At 36.5% G+C, this 23,442-nt stretch carries 20 protein-coding genes; 19 read left to right on the plus strand and 1 reads right to left on the minus strand.

The annotated features are described in order from the left end of the window. The first annotated feature begins 123 nt into the window (after positions 1–123). From J0N78_RS01295 to J0N78_RS01365, 15 genes are all read left to right on the plus strand, one after another. Positions 124–678, plus strand: a complete 555-nt coding sequence (locus J0N78_RS01295; RefSeq protein ID WP_209121189.1) for a TRAP transporter small permease — start codon at positions 124–126, stop codon at positions 676–678. Continuing rightward, a complete protein-coding gene (locus tag J0N78_RS01300; RefSeq protein ID WP_209121190.1) occupies positions 675–1,976 on the plus strand; it encodes a TRAP transporter large permease in 1,302 nt (433 codons plus the stop codon). The genes J0N78_RS01295 and J0N78_RS01300 overlap by 4 nt, the downstream gene beginning before the upstream one ends. Positions 1,977–1,981: 5 nt before the next feature. Further along, complete coding sequence (locus J0N78_RS01305) at positions 1,982–3,397, plus strand: DUF1254 domain-containing protein (RefSeq protein WP_209121191.1); 1,416 nt, start codon at positions 1,982–1,984, stop codon at positions 3,395–3,397. A gap of 74 nt (positions 3,398–3,471) precedes the next feature. Then, positions 3,472–4,827 (plus strand): DUF1254 domain-containing protein, encoded by a 1,356-nt coding sequence (locus J0N78_RS01310; protein WP_209121192.1) that lies wholly within the window; start codon positions 3,472–3,474, stop codon positions 4,825–4,827. A gap of 512 nt (positions 4,828–5,339) precedes the next feature. Further along, entirely contained in the window at positions 5,340–5,951 is a 612-nt protein-coding gene (locus tag J0N78_RS01315; protein WP_209121193.1) for a TetR/AcrR family transcriptional regulator, read from the plus strand. A gap of 5 nt (positions 5,952–5,956) precedes the next feature. Further along, a complete protein-coding gene (locus tag J0N78_RS01320; protein WP_209121194.1) occupies positions 5,957–6,751 on the plus strand; it encodes an SDR family oxidoreductase in 795 nt (264 codons plus the stop codon). 262 nt (positions 6,752–7,013) lie between these two features. Further along, entirely contained in the window at positions 7,014–7,784 is a 771-nt protein-coding gene (locus J0N78_RS01325; RefSeq protein ID WP_209121195.1) for an SDR family NAD(P)-dependent oxidoreductase, read from the plus strand. A 63-nt stretch (positions 7,785–7,847) separates the two neighbouring features. Further along, entirely contained in the window at positions 7,848–8,624 is a 777-nt protein-coding gene (locus J0N78_RS01330) for an SDR family NAD(P)-dependent oxidoreductase (protein ID WP_307794875.1), read from the plus strand. A gap of 244 nt (positions 8,625–8,868) precedes the next feature. Next, positions 8,869–10,809: an oxidoreductase gene (locus tag J0N78_RS01335; protein WP_209121197.1), complete on the plus strand. Its 1,941-nt coding sequence runs from the start codon at positions 8,869–8,871 to the stop codon at positions 10,807–10,809. A 99-nt stretch (positions 10,810–10,908) separates the two neighbouring features. Continuing rightward, positions 10,909–11,676: an SDR family oxidoreductase gene (locus J0N78_RS01340; RefSeq protein ID WP_209121198.1), complete on the plus strand. Its 768-nt coding sequence runs from the start codon at positions 10,909–10,911 to the stop codon at positions 11,674–11,676. 273 nt (positions 11,677–11,949) lie between these two features. After that, positions 11,950–12,819 carry a 3-hydroxyacyl-CoA dehydrogenase family protein gene (locus tag J0N78_RS01345; RefSeq protein ID WP_209121398.1) on the plus strand — a complete coding sequence of 290 codons (870 nt, stop codon included), beginning with the start codon at positions 11,950–11,952 and terminating at the stop codon, positions 12,817–12,819. Positions 12,820–13,120: 301 nt separating this feature from the next. Further along, on the plus strand, positions 13,121–13,315 hold the full coding sequence (locus J0N78_RS01350) for a hypothetical protein (protein WP_209121199.1): 195 nt from the start codon (positions 13,121–13,123) through the stop codon (positions 13,313–13,315). 801 nt (positions 13,316–14,116) lie between these two features. After that, entirely contained in the window at positions 14,117–14,767 is a 651-nt protein-coding gene (locus J0N78_RS01355) for an SDR family oxidoreductase (RefSeq protein WP_209121200.1), read from the plus strand. Between the two features lie 293 nt (positions 14,768–15,060). Further along, positions 15,061–15,507, plus strand: a complete 447-nt coding sequence (locus J0N78_RS01360) for a thermonuclease family protein (protein ID WP_247747049.1) — start codon at positions 15,061–15,063, stop codon at positions 15,505–15,507. A gap of 101 nt (positions 15,508–15,608) precedes the next feature. Next, positions 15,609–16,394: a thermonuclease family protein gene (locus tag J0N78_RS01365; protein ID WP_209121201.1), complete on the plus strand. Its 786-nt coding sequence runs from the start codon at positions 15,609–15,611 to the stop codon at positions 16,392–16,394. A 313-nt stretch (positions 16,395–16,707) separates the two neighbouring features. Here J0N78_RS01365 and J0N78_RS01370 read toward each other — a convergent pair whose 3' ends face one another. Further along, on the minus strand, positions 16,708–16,965 hold the full coding sequence (locus J0N78_RS01370; RefSeq protein ID WP_307794876.1) for a YnfA family protein: 258 nt from the start codon (positions 16,963–16,965) through the stop codon (positions 16,708–16,710). 307 nt (positions 16,966–17,272) lie between these two features. Here J0N78_RS01370 and J0N78_RS01375 point away from each other — a divergent pair, with 307 nt between their 5' ends. The 4 genes from J0N78_RS01375 (at position 17,273) to J0N78_RS01390 (ending at position 23,202) form a co-directional block, all read left to right on the plus strand. Then, positions 17,273–18,763: a tyrosine-type recombinase/integrase gene (locus J0N78_RS01375; RefSeq protein ID WP_209121202.1), complete on the plus strand. Its 1,491-nt coding sequence runs from the start codon at positions 17,273–17,275 to the stop codon at positions 18,761–18,763. A 315-nt stretch (positions 18,764–19,078) separates the two neighbouring features. Further along, positions 19,079–20,590, plus strand: coding sequence for a tyrosine-type recombinase/integrase (locus J0N78_RS26320; RefSeq protein ID WP_209121203.1), 1,512 nt, complete (start codon positions 19,079–19,081; stop codon positions 20,588–20,590). Further along, a complete protein-coding gene (locus tag J0N78_RS01385; protein WP_209121204.1) occupies positions 20,571–20,861 on the plus strand; it encodes a hypothetical protein in 291 nt (96 codons plus the stop codon). The genes J0N78_RS26320 and J0N78_RS01385 overlap by 20 nt, the downstream gene beginning before the upstream one ends. 7 nt (positions 20,862–20,868) lie before the next feature. Next, positions 20,869–23,202 carry a tyrosine-type recombinase/integrase gene (locus tag J0N78_RS01390; RefSeq protein WP_209121205.1) on the plus strand — a complete coding sequence of 778 codons (2,334 nt, stop codon included), beginning with the start codon at positions 20,869–20,871 and terminating at the stop codon, positions 23,200–23,202. The last annotated feature ends 240 nt before the right edge of the window (positions 23,203–23,442 follow it).

A 23,442-nucleotide genomic window follows, 5' to 3' on the forward strand; every position in this document is an offset into this window, starting at 1 on the left:
CATCAGCAAAGGGAGCTGTGTGGCTAGTAGTTTCTATATTGATATTATTACTTAATGAATGAAAAGACAATGGCAATTTATAGATGTTTAATGACAAAAGAGTTTTTGCGGGGAGGTAAATGAATGAAAAGTCTTGGTGTTGCCAAAAAAGTATTTGAACGGATTTCTTTTGCTTGCAGTGTTCTATCAACAGGTTTAATAGTTGTAATGATGTTTGCAGTAGTACTTGATGTTATTATGAGATGGCTAAAAACACCAATTTATGGAGTTTACGAATTACAAGGAGTACTAGTAGGAATGACCATTTATCTTGGTCTAGCAAAAACTCAAGAACGGAAGCAGCATATTGGAGTTAGCATTCTTGGCCAATATTTACCGAACCGAATCGTTAATTTAGTATCAATTCCAATTTACGCTGTATCTATGGTGTTTTTTTGTTGGTTAACGTACATTTACGGGGGGAAAGCCCATGAAGCTTATGTTATGAATGAAGTCATAGCGGGGATAACGAAGATTCCTATATTTCCCTTAAAAATGGTCATGACATTGGGATTGGCCTTACTCACCCTTCAGCTATTTATTGATTTAGTAAAGGAAATTAAAGCGCTATTCTCAATACAGGATGATGGGCCAACTGATACAACGAAGAATGAAAAAACGGAGGTGCCAGAGCTATGATTGTCTCATTAATTGCAATATTAGTACTGTTTTTACTAATAATTTTGCAAATGCCTATTTCCTTTTCATTATTTATTGTAGGGTTTGCTGGTATCTGGTATCTTAAGGGCTTTGATGTAGCGAACTCAGTGATCCATCTTGCTCCACTAAGTGGAGTAATATCAAGTGATGTTGCTGCATTACCTTTATTCATTCTAATTGGAGCATTTGCTTTATCAGCAGGGATTGCCAGGGACGGTTATACTGCAGCACGTCTATGGTTAGGGAAGTTACCAGGAGGCTTAGGTGTTGCAACCGTAGCGGCTTCATCTGTCTTTGCTGCTTGTTCCGGCTCTAGTACCGCAGGAGCTGTTACTATGGGGAAATTGGCTATTCCAGAAATGAGGCAAAACCGTTATAGTGATACGTTAAGTGTAGGTGCATGTGGAGCAGGGGGCCTTTTAGCTTCAATGATTCCGCCGAGTGGGATGATGGTCCTTTATGGACTTGCTACGGGAGAATCTATCTCAAAGCTGCTGATCGCTGGAATCATTCCAGGTGCTATTCTTGTATTAGCTTTTTCGTTTGGTATTATTGCAATTGCTAAAATTAAGCCAAGTGCGGCACCAGTGGTCAAAGAGACGTATACGTGGAAAGAAAAATTCGGTGCTTTGCCGAAGACTTGGGGAGTATTCGCGATATTTGGAACGATCTTTTTTGGTATCTTTACTGGTTTTTTTACCGCGACAGAAGCAGCAGCATGGGGAGCTTTAATAGCTTTGATTTTGCTAGTAATCAGGACTAGAAAAGGATTTTTCAAGAGTTTTGTTAGCTCTTGCGTGGAATCCGCCTCGATAACAGTTTCACTACTCTTTCTAGTTCTTGGTGCCTATGTATTTTCAAAACTCCTAGTTTTCGCTGGCCTTCCAGGTATGATTTCAAGTACGGTTTCCGATTTAAATCTTTCTCCAATTATCATTATGCTGGGGATTTTAGCTACTTATTTTATATTGGGGATGTTTTTGGATGGAGTAACGATGTTACTTTTAACGATTCCAATCTATTATCCTATTATTACAGATTTAGGTTATGATGGGCTCTGGTTTGGTGTTATCGTAGTTGCGATGATAGAGGTAGGAATGGTTAGTCCGCCATTTGGGATTGTTGCTTACTCGTTAAAAAGTATTGCACCTGAAATTGACATTTTCAGAATATTCAAAGGTTGCATGATTTTTATGGTCATACAGTTAGTTATTGTTATTCTGTTGTTGATTTTCCCAGACATGGTCATGTGGCTGCCAGATTTAATGTCAAATTGACAAAATTGATTAAGTGGAGGTTAAAATGCATGGAAAAGGAAAAAGTTTTTTATACTCCAAGCTATGATGTATCAAAAGTGGAACAATATGCGCCTGTACGTCACCCAGATATTCTTCCTAGTGATAGCTCTGCCCGAGTTGCATACGTTCGCATGCTAAGCATGGATGCAACGATTTATGGATTGGTAAGTGTGTATCAGTATCGGGAGATGTACCGGCAAGCCATCAATCATGAAAGCTCTGATTATGTTGGCTTTAATATATTTGTCCATGATCGAGAGTTGGCAAAACCAGGTTACAAGGCTTTTAAGTCGCCGAACGTGGATACGATCTATTCAAATGCATGGTTGAATTTGACCCAAGGACCTCTTCTAATACAAATACCTGCATTCGGGAAGAGGTATTACACTCTTCAATTATTGGACATGTATGGAAACACAACAAACATCAGCCTAAGAACGAAAGGACCAAATGGTGGAAGTTATCTCATCACGACAACGGATTGGCAAGGTGAATTGCCTCGAGGAGTCACGCAGTTTAAAGTCGCAACCCCATATCAATGGATTCTTATGCGGATTTTCCCGCTAAACGAGTTTGACCTACCTGAAGTTCACGCACTTCAAGAGTCGGTGAAGGTTACGCCCTTAACGACTAATGTGAATGAGAACAAGGGCTTCCCTCAGATTGGTGGTACATATCCACTTGCAGAAATTGATGAACCCGCTGGTTTTTTTAAGATTCTAGATTTCGTCCTTCGTTCAAACGGGAAACCAGCTCAAGAGGATGCACTAACCTATCGTTATCGCACACTCGGCATTGGAGGACAGATACCGTTTGATTTCGTTACATTGGACCCTCAAATTCAGGAAGGCATGATTGCCGGCTATGCTGATGCAATGAAAGTGATCACTAGTTCTCAGTCGCAGCTTGGTATTCCTCTTAGTACTCATTGGGTTAAAACAAATAGTAAAGGTGCATATGGCTTTAATTACCTTAGCAGGGCAGCAGTGAATTATGTTGGCCTAGGTGCGAATGTGGTTGAAGAAAATCAGTCATTTGTAACCTTTTATGATGAAAATGGTGAACCACTTGACGGTTCCAAGGGACGATATGTCTTGCATATGGATTCACCGCCTCCCGCAGATGCTTTTTGGTCAGTTACTTTATATGATGCAAATACTAGAGAACTTTACCCAAATAGAATAAATCGTTATTGTCTCAACGACAGAACTACTGGTCTTCAGTACGGACCAAATGGCTCTGTGACTATTACAATTCAACACACGCCTCCGACAGAGAATACGAATTGGCTTCCAGCTCCGAACAGGCCTTTCTATTTGTCCATTCGATCATACATGCCAAGACCAGAGCTACTTGAAGGAAAGTGGGAGCCTGAAGGTGTCCGATATATTGGTAAATAATGTTTGATTCACTTTTGTGTGAATGGAGAAGCAAAGGTAAGTTTAGTTAAAACAAAGTTAGGGGGAGGAAAGTTTTGAATATTACAAATAACATATTTAGTAGTGAAAAAAAGGACGCATATACTCTTGCTCTAAGGGCTTATATTTGGGGTTATCCACTAATCTCTTCAGCAACATTGCGTCTTGCTTTAACTCAACAGGAACGATCAATGGCAGTAAGCGATACGAATGCGGGAGCAATGTTAAATCAAGTGGGACACGGACGCTCGCTTTTTGATCCAACCAGCAGGGGTATCGGTCCGAACAACGATACTCTTTATAGCTTGGCATGGCTTGATTTAAGCGAAGAGCCTATGGTTCTGGAAACACCGAACTTTGGCAATCGCTATTATACCTTCCAGATGGCCCTGGCTGATACTTCTACATCAATGTCGGTTGGTCAACGCACACACGGCAGTCAGTTACCACCATTGTTCATTTACGGGCCCAGTTATGATGATGCTGTACCGTCCGGAATGCTTGGTGTTCCTAGCCATACTCGATATTTGTTGATTGCTGGCCGTTTTCTAGTTGACGGCTCTAATGATCTTGAGGCTGTACATAAACTACAAAACCAAATAAGATTACGTCCATTGTCGGCTTACCTTACTGGAACTAAGGGGAAATGGGATGTGCCAGAACAACGTCCTCTCATCGATCTGGAACACCCAGTCGATCCCAATTTAGAGTTTTTAGAAATGCTAGGCAATGTTTTACGTGAATGGGTTATTACAAATGATGATGAACGCAAGCTGGTAGAATCTTTTCAGAAAATAGGTTTAACACAGGAAAGCGGTTTTGACCCAAATTCTCTGTCTCAAGAGACCAAGGATGAAATTATTAGTGGTTTAACGGACGGTAAGAAGACTGTTGGGGATAAGTCCCTCAATCTCGGTACAAACGTAAACGGTTGGACTATTAACTATAATGGTCCAAGGTTTGGAACAGATTATCTGTTGCGTGCGGCAGTCTGCAAGGATCAAAGGCACGTTACTTTACCTGAAGAAGCTCTTTATCCTTTGGCACGTGTAGATGCGGACGGCAATCAACTTAACGGTAGCGAAAAATACCTTATAAAAATGCATGTCAGCGAATTACCTCCTGTGGATGCCTTTTGGTCCATTACCTTGTACAACGATAGAGGTACCATGGTGGAAAACGCGATTAATCGGTATTCCATAGGAGATAGAACCCCAGGACTAATCGTTGATAAAGAAGGGCACGTAGATATTAGGCTTCAGCACATACAACCGAAGTCCGACGTCAATTGGCTCCCTACTCCAGCTCAGGGCCCATTTTATCTGATGTTACGCTTGTATATTCCTCGCAAGGAGATACTTAATAAATTCTGGGTTCCTCCTAAGATTGTCCGTTTAACTAGCGTTTCTTAAGAATAGTTAAGGTTACAACAACAAACTAATCTTCACTTGTAACAAGTTCTTTATAACTATTGATGGCGGTATATTAGGACAATGAAAATTAGTGTTTGTATTATTATTTGTCTCGTATTTTAGTTAGACTTTGGTTTTGTAATTATCTAAATATTTTAAATATATTGACACACAATTAGATGGTAACGTAAAATTAAAGTTGAAAAGTGATTCATGTATTAATAAAAAGAAAAAGTTGTATCCTGTTTCCAGTAAATACGTGCAATTTAGAAAAAGGAATCATCTAATACAATGATAGATCTCCCAAAAAATGAAAACGTTTCCTTACAGGCAGCAACAAATTTATTATAGATGGTTCAATGGACAAACAAATGACAGTCGGTTTGCCACACTAGATCAATCTGTTAAAGAGTTTAATGGAATATGCGAATGAAATAATCATCACCAAGAAGTTTTAATAAATTGGGAAGTACGACTTAAGAGAGTGACCATTTAAAGAGGAGGTTTAATTTTTGTCAGAACCGAATTTAATACCCAAAACCAATAGAGGAATTCAAACAAGGAATAAGCTTCTGCGATCCGCAGAATATATCTTTGGAAAAAATGGTTATCACAATAGCAGTATAACAGAAATCACACAAAGAGCAGGAGTATCGCTTGGGAACTTCTATACTTATTTTGAATCGAAATATCAAATCTTTGAATGTCTCTTATGGGAAATGCAGAGCGAATTAATTAAGCTAATTAAAGTAAGGACAGCGGGGATTGAAAACAGGATTGAAATGGAGCGGGCAGGGTTCAAAGCATTATTTGAATTCTTGAAAAAAAGACCCTACTGGTATAGTTTGTTCCCTCAAGCCGAGTATGTCGATAAAAAACTTCATCGTAAAGCATTAGAAAAGTTTGCGAATTCATACATTTATCGAATTCAAGAATCAATAGAAAAAGATGAAATCAGGAAGCTCAATCCAGAAATACTCGTTTATTCTTTTATGGGAATTACCAATTACTTGGGCATGAAATGGGTTTTATGGGACAAAGAAGAAGTTGATGATAAGTTAATTGATGAAATAATGGATTTTATTAAGTTTGGAATTGCTAATCAAAGCTATAAGGAGGACTAATACCCATGGTTAAACGGTTTACCGATAAAGTAGTGTTAATTACAGGTGCAGGTTCAGGCTTGGGACGTGCAACAGCTATTCAATTAGCGACTGAGGGGGCAAAGCTATCTCTAGTGGACAAAAACATCGAGACACTTAACGAGACAAAAAGTCTTATTTTGGAGCAATCACCCGATACCCAAATCATCGTTTTAACAGCGAATGTTTCAAATGAGGAACTCGCAAAAAAATATGTTGATAATACTGTAAGTGAATACGGTAAAATTGATGGTTTTTTCAATAATGCCGGCATCGCAGGAGGAAATGCCCCAACTGTTGAATATGACAGCGGGCTGTTCTCAAAAATGATTGATGTAAACTTGAATGGTGTCTTCTATGGGTTGAAATATGTACTTGAGATCATGAAGAAACAGGGGAGCGGATTTATTGTTAATACTGCTTCTGTTGCCGGTCTTCGTGGGATTTTAAATAAGCCTGGTTATGTAGCGGCAAAACACGGAGTAGTTGGATTAACAAAAGCAGCAGCGATAGAGTACGCGGAGTTTGGTATAAGCGTAAACGGGATTGCACCAGGTCCAATTTCAACAAATATGATGATTGGCAATTTTAAATCCTATAATTCCGAAGATTGGGAGATCCTGGCAAATAAGCATGCGGATGGAATCCCTGCCAAACGGGTGGGTAATCCAGAAGAAGTAGCCCGTCTTGTTGCCTTTCTTCTTTCAGGAGAAGCACCGTTTATTAACGGCGTAGTTGTTCCAATTGATGGAGGACAAGGTGCGAGCCAATATAATAGATAGATCAAATAGAGATGGAAATTTCATTTTTATAAATTTTCTTTTCTGAAAATATTTTAAATTCTAAATTAAGAAAACTATATATTGCATCCTTTTAGGAGAGAACTTGTATTGACAATAAAACAACCAGCATATCTAGGGAATTCAGCAATCGTTGGAGTAGAGTATACGGAATATACAAGACATTCTGAATTTCCTCCTAGATATCTTCTTTCGTTATGTAGCGTCACTATAAATCTACTATTAATTAAGAGGTGAAGTAGCAATGGAAAACATCAAAAAACAAAAACGGATTGCAATTTTTGGAGGAAGCGGTGCACAAGGTGGGGCTATTTCAACGAAGCTTGCTGAGAATGCAGCCATTACGATTGCCTATAGAACCAATCATGAAAAAGCAGAATCAACAGCTAAAGCGATCCGGGATGCAGGTGGTAAAGCTGAAATAGGTAAAGTTGATATTACCGATCCCGAATCAGTCAGTTCCTTTTTCAATTTAGTAAAAGAGCAATGGGGTGGGATTGATTCAATCGTTTCCGCAACTGGTACACCATTTAAAATAAAGAAAATCACAGATTATGACGATGATTTATTTCGTTCCATTATCGAAACAGATGTGATAGGAACCTATAATATCTTAAAGCAGGGAATTCCAATGCTCCAACAAGAGGGCGGGGGGGCGATTGTACTCTTCCTAACAAATGTGATCAGTCGCACAATTGAATACGATGGAATGTCTACCATACCAAAAATGGCTGTTGAAGGACTGCTCCGGATGGCTGCACGTGAATATGGTCCTGATGGGATTCGCGTTAATGGGGTTGCGCCAGGTGTAACCGAAACGAACAGTATTCATAAAAACTTTGATTTTGCAGATGAGATCACTCGAAATCTAGTAACTAGTGTTCTTGATCAAACCCCATTAGCACGTAGAGGGCAACTAAGAGAAGTAGCAGATGTCGTCGATTTCCTTGTATCTAATGCATCAAGCTATGTGAATGGACAAATTATTAACGTTGATGGTGGTTATAGTGCGTAAACATTAACTAGCAACTAGAGAGTCTGAAAGCAACAATAATCTATTAGAATAGAGGTGGACCTAGTGAAAATTGATTATACAGGAAAAGTCGCATTAGTAACAGGAGGAGGTTCTGGGATTGGCCGAGCAATTTGCATTGAGTTTGCAAAGGCAGGTGCAGATGTAGTATGTGTGGACATTGACCAAAACATGGGGGAAGAGACAGTATCTCTCATAAATAAAGAAGGGGGAGAGAGCCTCTTCATCCGTGCTGATGTTACCGATTCAGCCGATGTTAAAAACTATGTTAAGCAAACCATCGATCGTTTTAAACGAATTGACGTTTTCTCTAACAACGCAGGTTGGGAGGGCGTAATCAAACCAATAACCGAATATCCAGAAGATGTGTTTAATAAGGTCATGGATATTAATGTAAGAGGTGTATTTCTAGGACTGAAGTATGTATTACCAGAAATGATTCGTCAAAAAAGCGGATCTATAATAAACACTGCTTCAGCTGCAGGACTAGTTGGTTCTCCTGGGTTTATTGCTTACATAGCGAGTAAGCATGCAGTGATGGGGATGACAAAGACAGCCGCACTAGAAGTTGCAAGAGAAGGCGTTCGCGTAAATGCGATCTGTCCAGGTGCTGTTAATACTCGTATGATGCGTTCAATTGAGAAAGGGGTCTCACCGTCCAATCCAGAAGAGTTCTTATCTTCACGAGAAAAATCCATTCCAGACGGCAGGTATGCTGAGGCTCAAGAGATCGCACATAAAGTCCTTTTTCTAGGATCGGAATTTGCCTCTCATATGACGGGTCACTATTTAGCCATTGATGGGGGCGCTCTAGCAACTTAATAAGAAAAAATATCAAATTATAAAAACAGCTAGTTTAGCAGGTTAGTAAAAATAATATCAATAATAAACAAAGCCCCTACAAAATTGCATATTAAAAGAAAAATGAGGCTATCTCAAAAGCGAGGTCATTGGCACTTCATTTTCAATATTTAGTGAGATACATCTACTAATCTACTAAATATTGATTTATCAAAGAGGCGCCAGTTATCTTTGTGACAGCACACTTAAGGAGTGATAAATAAATATGACTAAATATAAAAATTTATTTTCTTCATTTAAACTTGGTCCAATAACTCTTAAAAATCGAATTGTTGGATTGCCTCATAGCACTGCAAGAGTCATAGATGGTGTGCCTACTGATGAAGATTTTGCTTACTTTGAGGAGCGGGCACGTGGTGGCGCTGGACTTCTGATAACAGGAGCAACTATCGTTCATCCGAGTTCAGCTCTTCGTCGGCGAATGCTTATTGAAGCTTATAATGATTCAGTTATACCAATGCTTCGACGCAGGACAGAGGCAATTCATGCTCATGGAGCAAAGGTAATAGGGCAAATACTGCACTTAGGAAGAGAAATGATTGGAGGAGAATCCGATTATCCGCTGAGTGCACCATCATCACTACAATCACCACGAGGACTTTACCGCCCAAAAGAGCTTTCCCATGATGAGATAGCTGAATTAGTATCCGGATTTGCAATTTCAGCAAAGAACTTAAAAGAAGCGGGATATGACGGGGTAGAAATTCATGCTGCACATGGGTATTTGGTGGCCCAATTTCTATCTTCAGCCACTAATCAACGTACAGATAAATATGGCGGTTCACTCGAAGGACGTTTGCAGTTTTTAATTGAAATTTTAGAAACGGTACGAGAAGCTACGGGCAATGACTTCGCAATAGGTCTTCGTCTGAGCTCCGATGAGGAGATAAGTGGTGGGATGGAGTTATCAGACACTCTTGACATCGTGAAAAAAATAACAGAACTAGGTTTAATTAATTATTTGAATATCACAATAGGCATTAGAGGGGCTTATGTCAAGGATATGTCTACTCCTGAAGGTATCACTATTGAGGCATCCCGGGCAATACGAAAATCGACCAATTTACCTGTAATTATAGGCCAACGTATAAAAAATCCAGATACTGCTGAACAAATCATATCCGAAGGTGTGGCAGATTTAGTTGGCATGGCTCGATCTCTTATCGCTGATCCAGAATGGCCGGCCAAAGTTCAATCAGGCAGAACGAATGAAATTATTCCTTGTATCGGTTGTAACCAGGAATGTCGTGCATTTGATCCATCCTTATTTTGTACGGTTAATCCAATCACCGGAAGAGAACATGAATTAAATCCACGTATTAGTATTAGTGAACACCCTAAGAAAATAGCAATAGTAGGAGGCGGTCCAGCTGGGCTAGAAGCAGCGAAAGTTGCTGCTCAAAGAGGCCATTCGGTCGTACTTTTTGAGCAGCAATCCTACTTAGGTGGACAAGTAAACATTGCTGCACGAGAGCCACACCGAGGTGAACTACTACAGGTTATTAACTATTTGTCTTCAGAGATTCAAAGGTTAAATGTTTCCGTTCGTCTTGGTCAAAAAGCGGATATTTCAGATCTTGCCAACTTTGAATCTATTATCGTAGCTACAGGAGCCATCCCTGTTCAGCCCAAAATAGCCGGAGAGGAAAATGGACAAATTTATACAGTATACGATGTCCTTCAGTCCGACAATTTTTCTGTAGGTGAGAAAAAGTCTGCCGTCGTTGTTGACGATGGTACAGGGTTCTGGCCTGCTTTCAGCGCCGCTGAGCACCTGGCCAAATGTGGTGCAGAAGTTACTTATGTTACGCCAGCACGTACCATAGGTGCTAGCATCCCACATGAAAGTATTCAACCACTCTTAAAGCGACTTGGAGCACTCGGAGTACGTTTTATGGTCCTACAACAATTAACAGAAATTAGCAGCTCACATAACGTCTTGGTCCAAAATGTAATAAGTGGAGAAACAACTACATTGAAGGCGGATTCTTTAGTAATAGATGCGGGTAGACAACAAGAAAATACTCTTGCACACAAGTTAAAAGAAGTGCTTGACATACCAATTTATTCTGTTGGAGATACTGTATCGCCTCGGCGAATTAGCAATGCAATCTTTGAGGCTCATCAACTTGCTCGGAAGATCTAGAAGGTTGTTTACGATCAGTGGGATATGATCATTAAATGAGTATAGACACTTGTGCTATAACATACAAAATAAACATTCCATTATGAAAGGGTGACTAAATTGAAAGAAAAAAATGTATTAATAACGGGTGGTTCAAAGGGGTTAGGAAAAGAATTGGCATTAGAATTTGCACGAAATGGAGCAAATGTGGTCATTAATTATTATAATGATGAAAATTCTGCAAAGGAAACATACGAAGAGGTTTCTTCTTATGGGACTAAGGTAGAGTTAATTAAAGCTGATGCAGGAAATTATGAAGAAATGGTTAATTTATGCAGGGAGTCTATAGCAAGAATGGGGTCCATTGATATCTTTATACATAACGCTGTTCATGCTATAAAATCAGATCTGTCATCCATTACTCCTGATCTATGGAGGCACGCATTTAATATCAACCTTGATCCATTGCTTATTGGTGCCCAAGAATTAGCTCCTTACATGAAAAAGAAACAATGGGGAAGAATTTTTGCCATTACCAGTCTCGGTTCAGAATTGGCAGTCAAGAATTATACGGCTGTTGGTGTACCGAAAGCTGCTATGGAAGCGCTCATACGATATTTGGCTGTAGAGTTTGGTCCTTTTGGTATTACCTCCAACACAATATCTCCAGGGACTTTGAATACTGAAGCTTTACGAAAGTTAAATCCGAATTTTAAAGAACGAATAGAAGCAACCAATGCAAGAATTCCATATAAACGGCCAATGGAAGTTGAAGACGTAGCCAAGGTCATCAATACACTATGTTCCGACGATATGGAAATGGTAAATGGAGAAGTTATTCGCGTAGATGGGGGACTTCGAATCAAAGCACATGTAGAGGGTTTATAAGAAAAATTACTAATTATAAAAAATCATTACACCGTTAAAGAGGAACGCTGAATGAGGGAATTTATGCATTTTGTGGCATGTACTCTTAAGAGTTCCATACTAAAAAAATAGAATTATAGAGTTGGAACTAAAAAAATAAAAGGAGTAGATTGATGAGCAAGTGATCTGTGAGGGTGGGGGAATGGCAAACGGAACCATCATCGAAAGATTAGGTTAAGCTTTTACAAAAGCTTTTAAATACAAGAAAATTTAAAATATACTAAGGGGGCATCTATTTTGAAAAACTCCATTAATCAAATTACCGTTATCGGATCAGGAGTCATGGGTTCACAAATAGCAATGGTTTCAGCTTTGGCTGGACTGAAGGTTTATTTGCAGGATATTAGTGAAGAAAGCCTTAAGAAAGCAGAGGAATCTTTAAGCGGGCATATGAAAAAACGCATAGCAAAAGGGAAACTTTCCTCTAAAGAGGTAAATGAAGCTTTCTCAAGACTTCATTTTGTCACTTCATTAGAAGAAGCTGTAAAGGAAACAGATTTCGTAATTGAAGCAATTGTAGAAAAAGTCGATGCCAAGCGGCAATTATTTTCCGAAGTTGATCGGTTAGCACCGTCACATACTATTATTGCAACGAATAGTTCAACTATTGTCAGCTCTAAGCTTGCGGATGTTACAAATCGGCCTGACAAAGTATGTAATGTCCATTTCTTCAATCCAGTTCTCGTTATGGAATTAGTTGAAGTAGTTAAAGGTCCTCATACCTCCGAAGAAACAGCAAATACAGCTGTAGAATTAGTAAAGCAAATAAAAAAGACTCCTATTCTATTGAATAAAGAAATTTCTGGGTTTGTGGCAAATCGTATACTCGGAAAGATTATTGATGAAGCGATTTATTTATTAGAAAATGATATTGCTACTGTTGAGGAAATCGATCTCGCATGTACAAAAGCACTAAATCACCCGATTGGACCGTTCGCTCTCCTTGATTTAACAGGTATTGATGTTAATTTTAATATTCGTCAGATCCTTTATGAAGAAACTGGTGACGAATCACAGAAGCCGCAAAACATCATTGTTGAGAAATATACAAACGGAGAGTACGGACGTAAAACAGGCAAAGGTTTTTATAGTTATAATTTCTAATGTCAGGAAGCAAGGGGACGGATCTCTTGCTTCTTTCGTTTGGCTAAACAAAAGAAGCGGCTGAACCGTCTCTGTGATTTTAAGAAATACCATTTTGGATCGAGGTACAGAATAGCTTTTAGAGTCATAAGATAATGCAACAGAAAATGAATTTATATCCTGTTTTCCATTTGGTCTGATTATTAACACATTTACGATAGGACATATAAAATTTAAATTAAAAACAATCATGTTTGCAAATATAGATGCATCAATGATTTTATTACAAAGTATTGCTGTTTAAGGTAAGGAGTGAAATATGATGACTAAGCGTAAAATGATAAGTTTTAACAATGATGAGAACTGGCTTCTAGATCATGCGTTAAGTCAAAAAGATTTATCAGAATATGTTAAGAAACTGATTAGATTAGACATTGAAAAGGATTTGTTAAAGGAAGTAGTAAGAAAACCAAATATTTATGAAATATATCGAGAGAAAATGAAAAAGACCCCTTAGCTGTATTCTTTGTGGTTTTTTTCTGTTTCAACTATATAAGTTTCCTGTTGTTTTTTGTCCTCATCAGTCTTTGGTAGATGAGGTTTTTTGCTGTTTTTGCGCTAGTCAATTTTTCGTTGTTGGGCGTGTCAAAGTGGTAAAAAATATATACATTATGTGCATAGCCTCTAGTCTCTCGAACCGTATGGAGAATGGAGATGCTTCCCAAAGATTTCGCTTTTCTAAGCATTCGTTCAAACGTTGAGCGAGAATTTCCTCCTTTGTATTTTTGGCAGGCTTGTACCAATTTGCAAATACGGACGTTACAAACCCCTTGTACTTTCACACTAAAACGAGTGAGTACATCAAACGCAATTCGTTCGCCTTTTGTAAAGTGATGTCCGTGGATCTCTAGAGGTTTTTTATTGGAATCATTAAATTCTTCTATATTTCGTTAAATTGTTAGACAAAATGGAATTGACGGAAGTGGGTGAATGGATCAATGGCCGATTTCACGGTGGATTCCTCCTTTGGTTAGTTGGGTATTAGTTAATAGGTTAGGGGTTACGTGTTATTTTGTTAGACGATTGGGGTTGGGTGCTAGGGATTAGGGACTACTGTTTTGAATATCACTCCTAAGTGATCGATTTCGTCTTTGGAGTGATCGTAACTATAAGTGGCTATAGAATCCAGCTAAATAAGCTTGGTTTCTAGACATCGTACTTCTTTTTGATTTACGATAAACATACAGGATTCATAATACGTTGGATTCTGTATGGCAGATGGTCTTATTTCGTTTAATTAGAAAGGGTGGAGATATCTTTGAAGGTTCTTGTTGTTGGGGCCAATGGCCAAATTGGAAAACATCTTATTTCATTTATTAAGGATAGTGAAAAACTGGAAGCAAAGGCAATGATCCGTAATCAGGAGCAAGCATCCTTTTTTGAAAATTTCGGTGCGGAAACCGTAGTGGTCGATCTTGAACAGGACATCGACACCATTGCCAAAGCTGCTGAGGGAGTCGATGCGATTGTATTCTCAGCAGGCTCTGGGGCACATACAGGGAAAGATAAAACCATTATGGTTGATTTGGATGGTGCTGTAAAAACAATTCAGTCAGCTAAAGTTGCAGGGGTGAAGCGTTTTATCATGATTAGTTCGTTTGACACAAGACGTGAAGCCATCCAAGCTGCGTCTCCGTCCTTTGCACCCTATGTTGCTGCAAAGCATTATGCCGATGAATGGTTGAAGCAGGCGGATTTGGATTATACGATTATCCATCCTGGTTTGCTAACCAATGATCAAGGAACCGGAAAAGTAAAGGCAGCATCCGAAGTGGATAGAGCTGAAATTCCTAGAGAGGACGTGGCAAGAGTCATCATTGCCAGTTTAGAAAATGACACAACCATTGGGAAGGAATTTCAGGTAGTGACTGGAACTACGCCTATTAAGGAAGCAATCGATTCAATTTAAGCAATCGAGCATAGTTTTTACTGGCTGGTTCAATGAAATGAAAGACAATTTACCTACTAGGTGAATTGTCTTTTGTTTTTTCAAAAATGGATGAAGGTTAGACATCAATTCTTGCACGAATCCATAGGCCACAGAGTACAAGTTATATGCAGGGATATGGAAAGCGAATCGAAATGGAATATTTGCACCATTTAATCGAAACATAAAACCAGCTGAATAACTCCTTTTCATTCAAGTAGTAGTTTATTATAATCTATTAAGTATACGTACTTAGATTTGAGGTAGGGTGAAAGATGAAGAAATTATTATTCCTGTTAATGACCTTCGTTTTACTAATAGGTTGTAAAAATATTGAAGAAGGCGAACATAATGCAAGAGAAACTGAAGAGATTGAAGAGATAGAGGAGCAAGTAGAACCTGAAGAAGTTGCTGATAGTGCTGAGGCAATAACAGATGATAGTAGTGAGTCTAAAAACGACGTTGATCGGTTTATTCAAGCGGATGTAGTTAGAGTTGTGGACGGGGATACTATTATCGTGAAGCTTGAGAGTTGGCAAGAAGAACGAGTTCGGCTGTTATTAGTAGACACGCCTGAAACGGTTCATCCTGATAAGGAAGTGCAGCCGTTTGGTCCTGAATCTAGTGAATTTGCTAAAAATATCATGCCGGTAAGAGAAACGGTTCGCTTAGAGTTAGATGTAAGTGAAAGAGATAAATATATCAATCACATAATAATATAAATCACGTAAACATTGATACATCAACATATAAGAACAAAATTCCTTCAATGGAGTTTATTATTAAAATTGAAGTTTAAAATTAATTAGAAAGGCCAATTTATATGACAAATATCAAATTCTTATTCTTATCTTTACTGTTAATTATAGTTAGTGGATGTTCCTCTATTTCTTTAGAAAAGGAAGAAATAAAAGACCAAAGTAAAAAGATAAGTCAAGAAGAAAAGAAAGTACAAGATTCGGTTACTCCGGAGTTTAATCGTGTAACTGTAGAATTAGTTAAATCAATAGATGGGGATACAATTGAAGTTTTGTTTAATGGGAAACATGAAAAGGTAAGGCTATTATTGGTGGATAGTCCAGAAACTTCTCATCCCCGTTTAGGAGAACAGCCTTATGGTCAGGAGGCTAAATCATTTTTACGTAAGATTGTGGAGAATGCTAAAACTTTAGAATTGGAGTTCGATATTGGACCTACCCATGATAGATTTTCTAGATTATTAGGGTACGTCTACGCTGATGGAAAAATGCTTCAAGAAGAATTATTAAAAGCGGGTTTAGCCAGAGTGGCATACGTATATCCACCTAACACCCGATATATTGATCAATTTAATAAAATTCAAAAGGAGGCACAACAACAAGGAATTGGTATTTGGGAAATAGAGAATTATTCACAGGATGACGGCTTTCATCCAGAAGTATTAGATCCTGATTTTAATTCTGAAAACAATAATAATCAAGACTGTCTTGTTAAAGGAAATATTAATTCTTCTTCAGAAAAAATATATCATACACCTGACTCTCCTTGGTATGAACAAACGAAGCCAGAAGTAATGTTTTGTACTGAAGAGGAAGCTAATAAAGCTGGCTTTCGCCCTCCTAAGCAGTAGTTCTGTATTTTAGCTCACAATATCAAAAGTAGGATAAATATCAATGGTATATTTTGATGGGGGCACGCACTGCTTGTCATAGCGCAATGAGTGGCCTCAATTAAAAAACGCGTCGCTATTCTTATTGGCGCAACGAGTTATATTTGAACAAACTTTAGGTGCAATTAGGGGGGAATAATAATAGATCTTTTATAATTCACCATGTACTTAAATATTATCATATTACAAAAAAATAAACTATAGATAGTATAGCCAGAATAACTAAAAAGAGGGGGATATCTGTATCTCTTTGTAAAGAGCAGCCAATTCTTTTTTATTGACGTGGTGCAAATAACATTACTGAAACGTCGAATAAGCATATATCTGCACCTAGCCAATCATATAAGTCAAGAATTTTTTTCCACATTAGAGAAAGAACTATCCCCCATCCATAAGCAGTCTTCCGAAATGTAGCAATAACACCGTATAAGGCTAATGCAACTCCTCCGATGACACCCCAATAATAAGACTTTCCTTCTCTTAACTTTAGCCAAATAAGATACCCTTCACCTATTTCTGTAAGTCCTTTCACTACAGAAAGTATTTCCAAGAGGACAGTGTTTCCTTGGACAGAAGAAACTAAAATATTTCTGAAAAAAAGTTGTTATTACAAATAGATTCTAGTATATTATTAATTATTAATATTCTATTTTTTTTAGTGTTGCGACCTATTTTAAGGTCAGCAGGGTAGTTATCAATCACAGCGGTCCTTCGGATCGATTTCTTTCACACTACCAGTGTGTCAAGAATCGATAAGAAGGCCGCTTTTTTGTGTTTGGATTTTCTAATCGACATTCAAAAACCCAATTATATATTTCAAGAATAAGGAGAAAAATAATTTGTCTTATAGCGAACTTTTAAAAATATCAAATATATTGAATCCTAACGAAAGGTTAAAAAAGTATGCTTCATATTACAAGTCGAAGGAACTGACAGGTCTATATTATGTTTATTTTGCTCTTAAGGAAAACACTTTAGCAATATGTGACCCAGATCACAGTACAAACCATTATTCAACATCCTATCTTTTAACTAGAAAATATACAGGTGTTCCTATTAATACTGTCCGTTCAGAAGCAAACGATTTAAAAAAATTTCTTGATTACTTATATATTTGGGAAATTGATATCATGAGTGGAGATCTCTTAGTAATCCTTGAGGGATTCGTTGATTATTTAAGATTGTTAGATTCTGATTTAAACATTCAAAATGTAGTCGAATGGAGTCTAGTAACAAAAGTCCCTTTAAATGAAACCGCAAGAAACTTAGGGAAAGTCGTAAAGGTTAGTAGTTCAGATAAAAGCCATTTAGTTGTATTAGATTGGGCTGAATTAAACCCAAAAACAATACGAAAGACATTAACTACTACAATAAAGTACATAGAATTTCTAAAGAGAAGAACGAATAAATACTTTGAAACTGATCTTCACCAGTTACCTATTAAACAGAAAATAGTCAATGGGTTAATTGTCGGAACATCCGGTACAATTAAGACTACTCACTATGATGTTCAGGCAATAATGAGAAATTTAAACATTCAAACTGAAAAACGTTTTATTGAAAGCTTACCTTTCAACTCAATTTTTACTGAAGAACAATTAAATTGTTTTTTTTCAGAAATAAACAATAATCAAGACAAACTCATGTTCTCTATCTTGCGCTACATGGGTTTAAGAGCTGCAGAGGTTGCCGGATTAAAGATTGATTTTAGCACAATGCCAAATGGTTTTTTAACCATGGATTATTTTACCGCAAAGAACTATTTAAAAACTTCCTTTGTATCTGATATTGAGTTATTCAGGCATCCTGATAGAGATTTCTGGGTTTGCAATGTAATTGATCGAGATAATGAAGACCATCGTTCTGGACATAAAAAGACCGGGGAAAATAGGTCAATCCCTTGGCTATTTGGGCAAGAACTATTTTTAGATCTTCTATACTTAGCTTTAATAGAACGGCAAATATTAATAAGACATGCATCGAGTGATCATGGTTATTTATTTGTTTCGAGAGATCGTAAAGCAATAGGAAGGCCAATAACTGGCCAATCAGTAGCTAAAAAATTCGAGACAATTTCTAAACGGTTGAAAAGGAAGAAAGAGTTAGACTTAACTATGTATAGTCCACATACATTTCGTCATTTTTTTGCTACCTATCTTCTTAAGGAACTAAAATATCAAATTGATGATGTTAGTCGATGGCTAGGGCATTCTTCAATAAATATAACAAGAGACACATATTTGCACTGGCTCCCATCACAAACTGAAAGTGAAGGTAAAATTTCTGATATTACAAAGGTAATTCAAGATTCTTTGATTAGGGGTGAATAAAATTATTAATATACGTTGGTTAACATTAGAAGAGTATAAGAAAATTCTAATAGAATTATATGGTACTAAAAGCAAAGCTCAAAACATTTTGAGCTCAGTCAAATATGTTGTTCCACCATTTTTGGATAAATATCCCGATCCAATAGTGTGGTTAAATACCCCTGTTGCTGAAAAAAAGCTGTTTAAGCGTTTTAGTTACTGTGAAGTTGAGTTTATTATTGCCTGGTATTGGTTTAACAAAGATTTTTTTCTTAATCATGACTATAGTTTTAATTTAATAGAATATTTCGCCTCGCGTCGAATGACAGGAAACCAGTGTTTGTTAAATGGGCTCTTCATTTTACTCTTTTGTTAGATAAAGAGCTGGAGACCCTAGGAAAAATTAAATACCATGCATCTTCAAGAAATAGTATTGCAATTCACACTTTAATTTTAAGAAAACCTTTTAAAGATTTTGCTGAGTATGACTTGGAATATGCACCAAAAATAAATTCAACTGAATATTCCATTTTTCTTTTAAGAAGATTACGATTCCATTTGGGTTATTCTAGTGTAGACCCAGTAAAAATGAAAGTAAAAAAGAAAAGTACAACAAAAAGGGTTCAAAAAAAAATGACCTGGGAAGATCTATACAAACATCCTGTATGGGGTAAAACCATAAAGGATTATTATGATTACATGATTATTGGTGATGCCCTTCCAGATTACATAAAGAATATGTGCCTACTATTTGAGCAACTTCTTGTCTTTCTTGAAAAACAAGGACTGAGCGATTTTTCTAATTTTACCTACTTAGACTATATGGAACTAACGGAACACCTTTCCTGGGGGGTTAACGGAAATCTATTAAAATTAAGAACCATTGTAACTTATATAGCTCGAATAAAAAAATTATTTGTATGGGGACAAGGTAGACCCCTTTTTCCAAATAGTTTAGATTTTCCTGAGGAAGAATGGAGTAAAATGATTAAAGAATCACATCTTGAATATAGAAAAAGTGAAGGGCTTTCTTTTACCTCAAATGAGATTGCTGAGGAGTTAGTTAAAACAATATTTAAGTATAATCCTAAAAATGAAATTGAGACACTTTGCCGTTATTTTTGGATGATTACAGCAAGTTCTACTCCTAGATTAAGCTTTGTTCTCAATTTGGAAGTAGGAAATTGCTTAAAAAGAATGCCAAATGAACCACAGTCTTACGGTCTATATTCTCCTGATGAAGATAAAGCAGGAAATAAATATGGACAATTCCCTGTTCTTGATCCAATGGGTACCAAAGCAATTGCGGAATTAGAAAAAAGGATACAATTATGCAACTTCAGTCCAATTTACAATGAAAAAGTAAATAGAAAATATATACACTTATTTCAATTATCAAATTACCCGTGGAGATTAACAAGAGATCATGTTACAAGCTTTTTAGAAAAAATGAAAGAAGAGATGTCATTACGAGAGGGTGGTGGGAGTTTAGTCAAAGCCTCTGCTCATCGGTTCAGAACTTTCCTTCTGACCCATATAGCCATGAAATCAGGGGATATTGAGGCAGTTCGAATTGCAGCAGGACACAAAGATGAAAAAATGACAAGGATGTATTTAAGAAGTAGAGCCTCTCGTAACTCTTTACTAAACAGAGTGGTACAAAAATTTGAAAACAATGAAATAACGGGACGATTTTACTTTCGAATTATTTCACTTTTATCAGCAGAACAAAGTCCTGTTGATGAGATGCTGAGAAGTTTAGCCACCGACATAAGCCTAGGGAGAGTTTCTTTCCAACTACGGAAGACGATTGGAAATGGGGTATTGTATGAGTCAAAATGGATGTGATAATTGGTTTAAATGTTGGGGGTGTGGGCACTTTCTTATACGAAAAGAAGAAATTGATGATGCAATTAAAACACTAGCACTACAAATAGTTAATATGCGTGAAATGATAAATACCAGTAAGAACTTCACTAATGAAAATCCCATAGCTGCTGGACAAATAAAAACTATCTCACTTATCGTGAAAAGATTATCTGAATTGAGTTTATCTCAAGACGAGATTGACGAAAAAGTAATGAATTTCTTTATAAACAATTCAATAATAGAAAAGTAGGTTTATCATGCTAAATTTTCAATTAAGTAAATCCCATATAGAACAAATTAATGGTTGTAGATTGTATGTGAAAGAGCACTTCAGTTGCGATGAATGGGAAAATATATGCCCTTATAATTGGAACAATGTCAGTCACTTAACAAAGATACCATTTAATCAATTTGAAACGAAAATATTAGAATTAAGAAAATCAAAAAATTGGAAAGGGTGGACTTGTTTTTATGTATACAAATTAGCCTTATATCGCCGAATTTCTTTTCCTTTGGATGTTATGCTTTCGTCAAAAATAAAAAGAGATAAAGGCATTATACAGGAATTTCCGATTTTTAAAGAGTTAGACGATTTAGTAGATAAATACTATCCAGAATTATATAAAATGGATATGGCCGATAACATAAAAAAGGAGCAAGTTAAAGATCATCTAGAACTTCTCGTATTAAGACTTTGGTATGCTGGTTATACCCTATTTGAAGATGCTAACAAAGATTCAGTTATTAATGAAAAAGTTTTAATAGAAGCTCTGCAATATGTTGGATTAGATCGTAAAAGTCATATTTATATACTAGGTCAAATGTTAGAACTTGAACCTAAATCACCCGTAATAAATGCTCCACGTAGATATAACGCAACTCCTGTTGTTGAACGTGAAAGAAGAGCATGGAAAACTATTAATTTTGATAAAAATAATGAGCTCTTTCTAAATTTGTTCGAATATTGCTTTGAAAGTTTGCTCAAAAGAGTTGAAAATATCACAACAATTAATAAACCTTTAGGCAATGATAAATATCAAAGGGTAAGCCTTCCGAAAATAACCTACAATACTTGGTCACATCATTCGAGCATTCTCCGAAGGTTTATTTTGTTCTGTAGAGATTTAGAAATAATAACAGTTGATGATGTTATTAATAATGGAGTTAGTAAAGTTCTCCAAATTGAAGAAGTTAAAGAATGGTCTAAGAGCCATAGAAATTCTCTTCGCTCTTCGTTGCGACAATGGTTAGAATATTACATAAATACAAACAATTTAGAAATAAAGATAGATAGTATTTTTCCAAGGTCATTTAGAAGAACTACAACAACTTACGGGAAAATTCTAAACCTAGGTAATGCAAACGAACTTATCCAAACATTGCTCACTGATGAAAAAGGAATTATAGATGAAAATGATATAACTCAGTTTAGGTGTAGAAGGGCATGTTTAATCCAACTTGCAACAGGACAAAGGGTAAGTGAAGTATGCTTATTACTTAAAAAATCATTAACAAAAGATAATAGTGGTCATTATTGGCTTAATTTCCATAATACTAAAAAAGGTAAGAGTCATATAGTAGAAGTAGCAAGTGATGTAGTTGAGTGGATAAATCAACTAAAAAAGATTTCTCCAAGTAGGAAAATATATGCCCCTAACAGTACGGCATACACTGGTGACGGATTAAATGAGTACCGTTTATTTGCAAATTCAAAAAATAATGGGCCACTAACTCATGATATTGTAAACAAATTTTTAAATAATCTACAAAAGAATCTGTGGAATGAAAATAGTGATTTAATTAATCTCTTTACAACACACGATTTTAAAAGGTTACAAGCTATCTATATGATTCTTTCAGGTAAAACGAAAGAACAAATACAGTTAAAGCTTGGACATTCCAATCCTAATTCGCTTATTCCTTATGTTGCCACAAACGATCCAAAATACCAGAGTATTTATAAAGATATTTATCAAGAGGGTGTATGGGCAAACATTACTTCTTCTAAGGTAAATGATGGTGACATAGAGTTAGATAAAGTTCTGGATCAAGCCCACAAAATGACAGAAAATAATAATATCGAGAATTTTGTAACTGAACTTATAAATAAATCAATAAAAACAACTAGAGATGTCACAATTTTTAGCGATTCTTTTTTGCCTGTTAATCCTGTATCTGCTGGCTTTCCCCGTCGAACTCATAACTGTATTGCCAATGAAATGCTAAACTGCGGTCATACCGAATTATCATGCTTTAAATGTAAAAAATACAGACCTGATCCTGAAATGCTAGAGGAGCATAAGGCTGAAATATTTAGGTTTATGATATTATCTTTACATGGAAAATCCATAGCAAAAAAGGATAAGGAAAAAATCAAAAAAGAATTAATTTATTTACGATCCGATAATATTGATGAGAATATTGAATACTCTTTTTCAATGTTATTTGAAAAAGGGTATAAAATCAGTAAAGCAGAAGTTGAAAGTATAAAGAAAATGCTGTGGAATAAGGCAAAACAATACTTAAGAAAGAACGGAAAATCGAAGCCTAACCTTACTTTTCGTGAAGCACTAAATTATTTAACCTATTGATTAAAGAATATAAAGAACTTGTTAGAACATTACGGAAAGAAAATGAAGAACTCCGTTTAAAAGGCATTACTAAACACGGCAAAATAGATTAAAAAAGACAAAAGGAAAGGACTCAGAAAAGTTATTAATAAAAACGCCAGAGTATACTGTATTTGTAATAGAAAAAAGTCCCCACTAATTGGGACTTTTTTAGTTAGATAAACAGTAATAGAAACTGTTGAATATTTTTTGTGTAACTTT

The sequence above is a fragment of the Alkalihalobacillus sp. BA299 genome (assembly GCF_017745675.1).
Classification (GTDB): domain Bacteria; phylum Bacillota; class Bacilli; order Bacillales; family Bacillaceae_F; genus Alkalihalobacterium.

What these genes read in the sequence shown, in the direction of transcription:
- J0N78_RS01295 (WP_209121189.1), top strand. Translation starts at nt 124, where the DNA reads ATGAAAAGTCTTGGTGTTGCCAAAAAAGTATTTGAACGGATTTCTTTT.
- J0N78_RS01390 (WP_209121205.1), top strand. Translation starts at nt 20,869, where the DNA reads ATGCTAAATTTTCAATTAAGTAAATCCCATATAGAACAAATTAATGGT.
- J0N78_RS01360 (WP_247747049.1), top strand. Translation starts at nt 15,061, where the DNA reads ATGAAGAAATTATTATTCCTGTTAATGACCTTCGTTTTACTAATAGGT.
- J0N78_RS01300 (WP_209121190.1), top strand. Translation starts at nt 675, where the DNA reads ATGATTGTCTCATTAATTGCAATATTAGTACTGTTTTTACTAATAATT.
- J0N78_RS01325 (WP_209121195.1), top strand. Translation starts at nt 7,014, where the DNA reads ATGGAAAACATCAAAAAACAAAAACGGATTGCAATTTTTGGAGGAAGC.
- J0N78_RS01320 (WP_209121194.1), top strand. Translation starts at nt 5,957, where the DNA reads ATGGTTAAACGGTTTACCGATAAAGTAGTGTTAATTACAGGTGCAGGT.
- J0N78_RS01365 (WP_209121201.1), top strand. Translation starts at nt 15,609, where the DNA reads ATGACAAATATCAAATTCTTATTCTTATCTTTACTGTTAATTATAGTT.
- J0N78_RS01350 (WP_209121199.1), top strand. Translation starts at nt 13,121, where the DNA reads ATGACTAAGCGTAAAATGATAAGTTTTAACAATGATGAGAACTGGCTT.
- J0N78_RS01335 (WP_209121197.1), top strand. Translation starts at nt 8,869, where the DNA reads ATGACTAAATATAAAAATTTATTTTCTTCATTTAAACTTGGTCCAATA.
- J0N78_RS01385 (WP_209121204.1), top strand. Translation starts at nt 20,571, where the DNA reads ATGAGTCAAAATGGATGTGATAATTGGTTTAAATGTTGGGGGTGTGGG.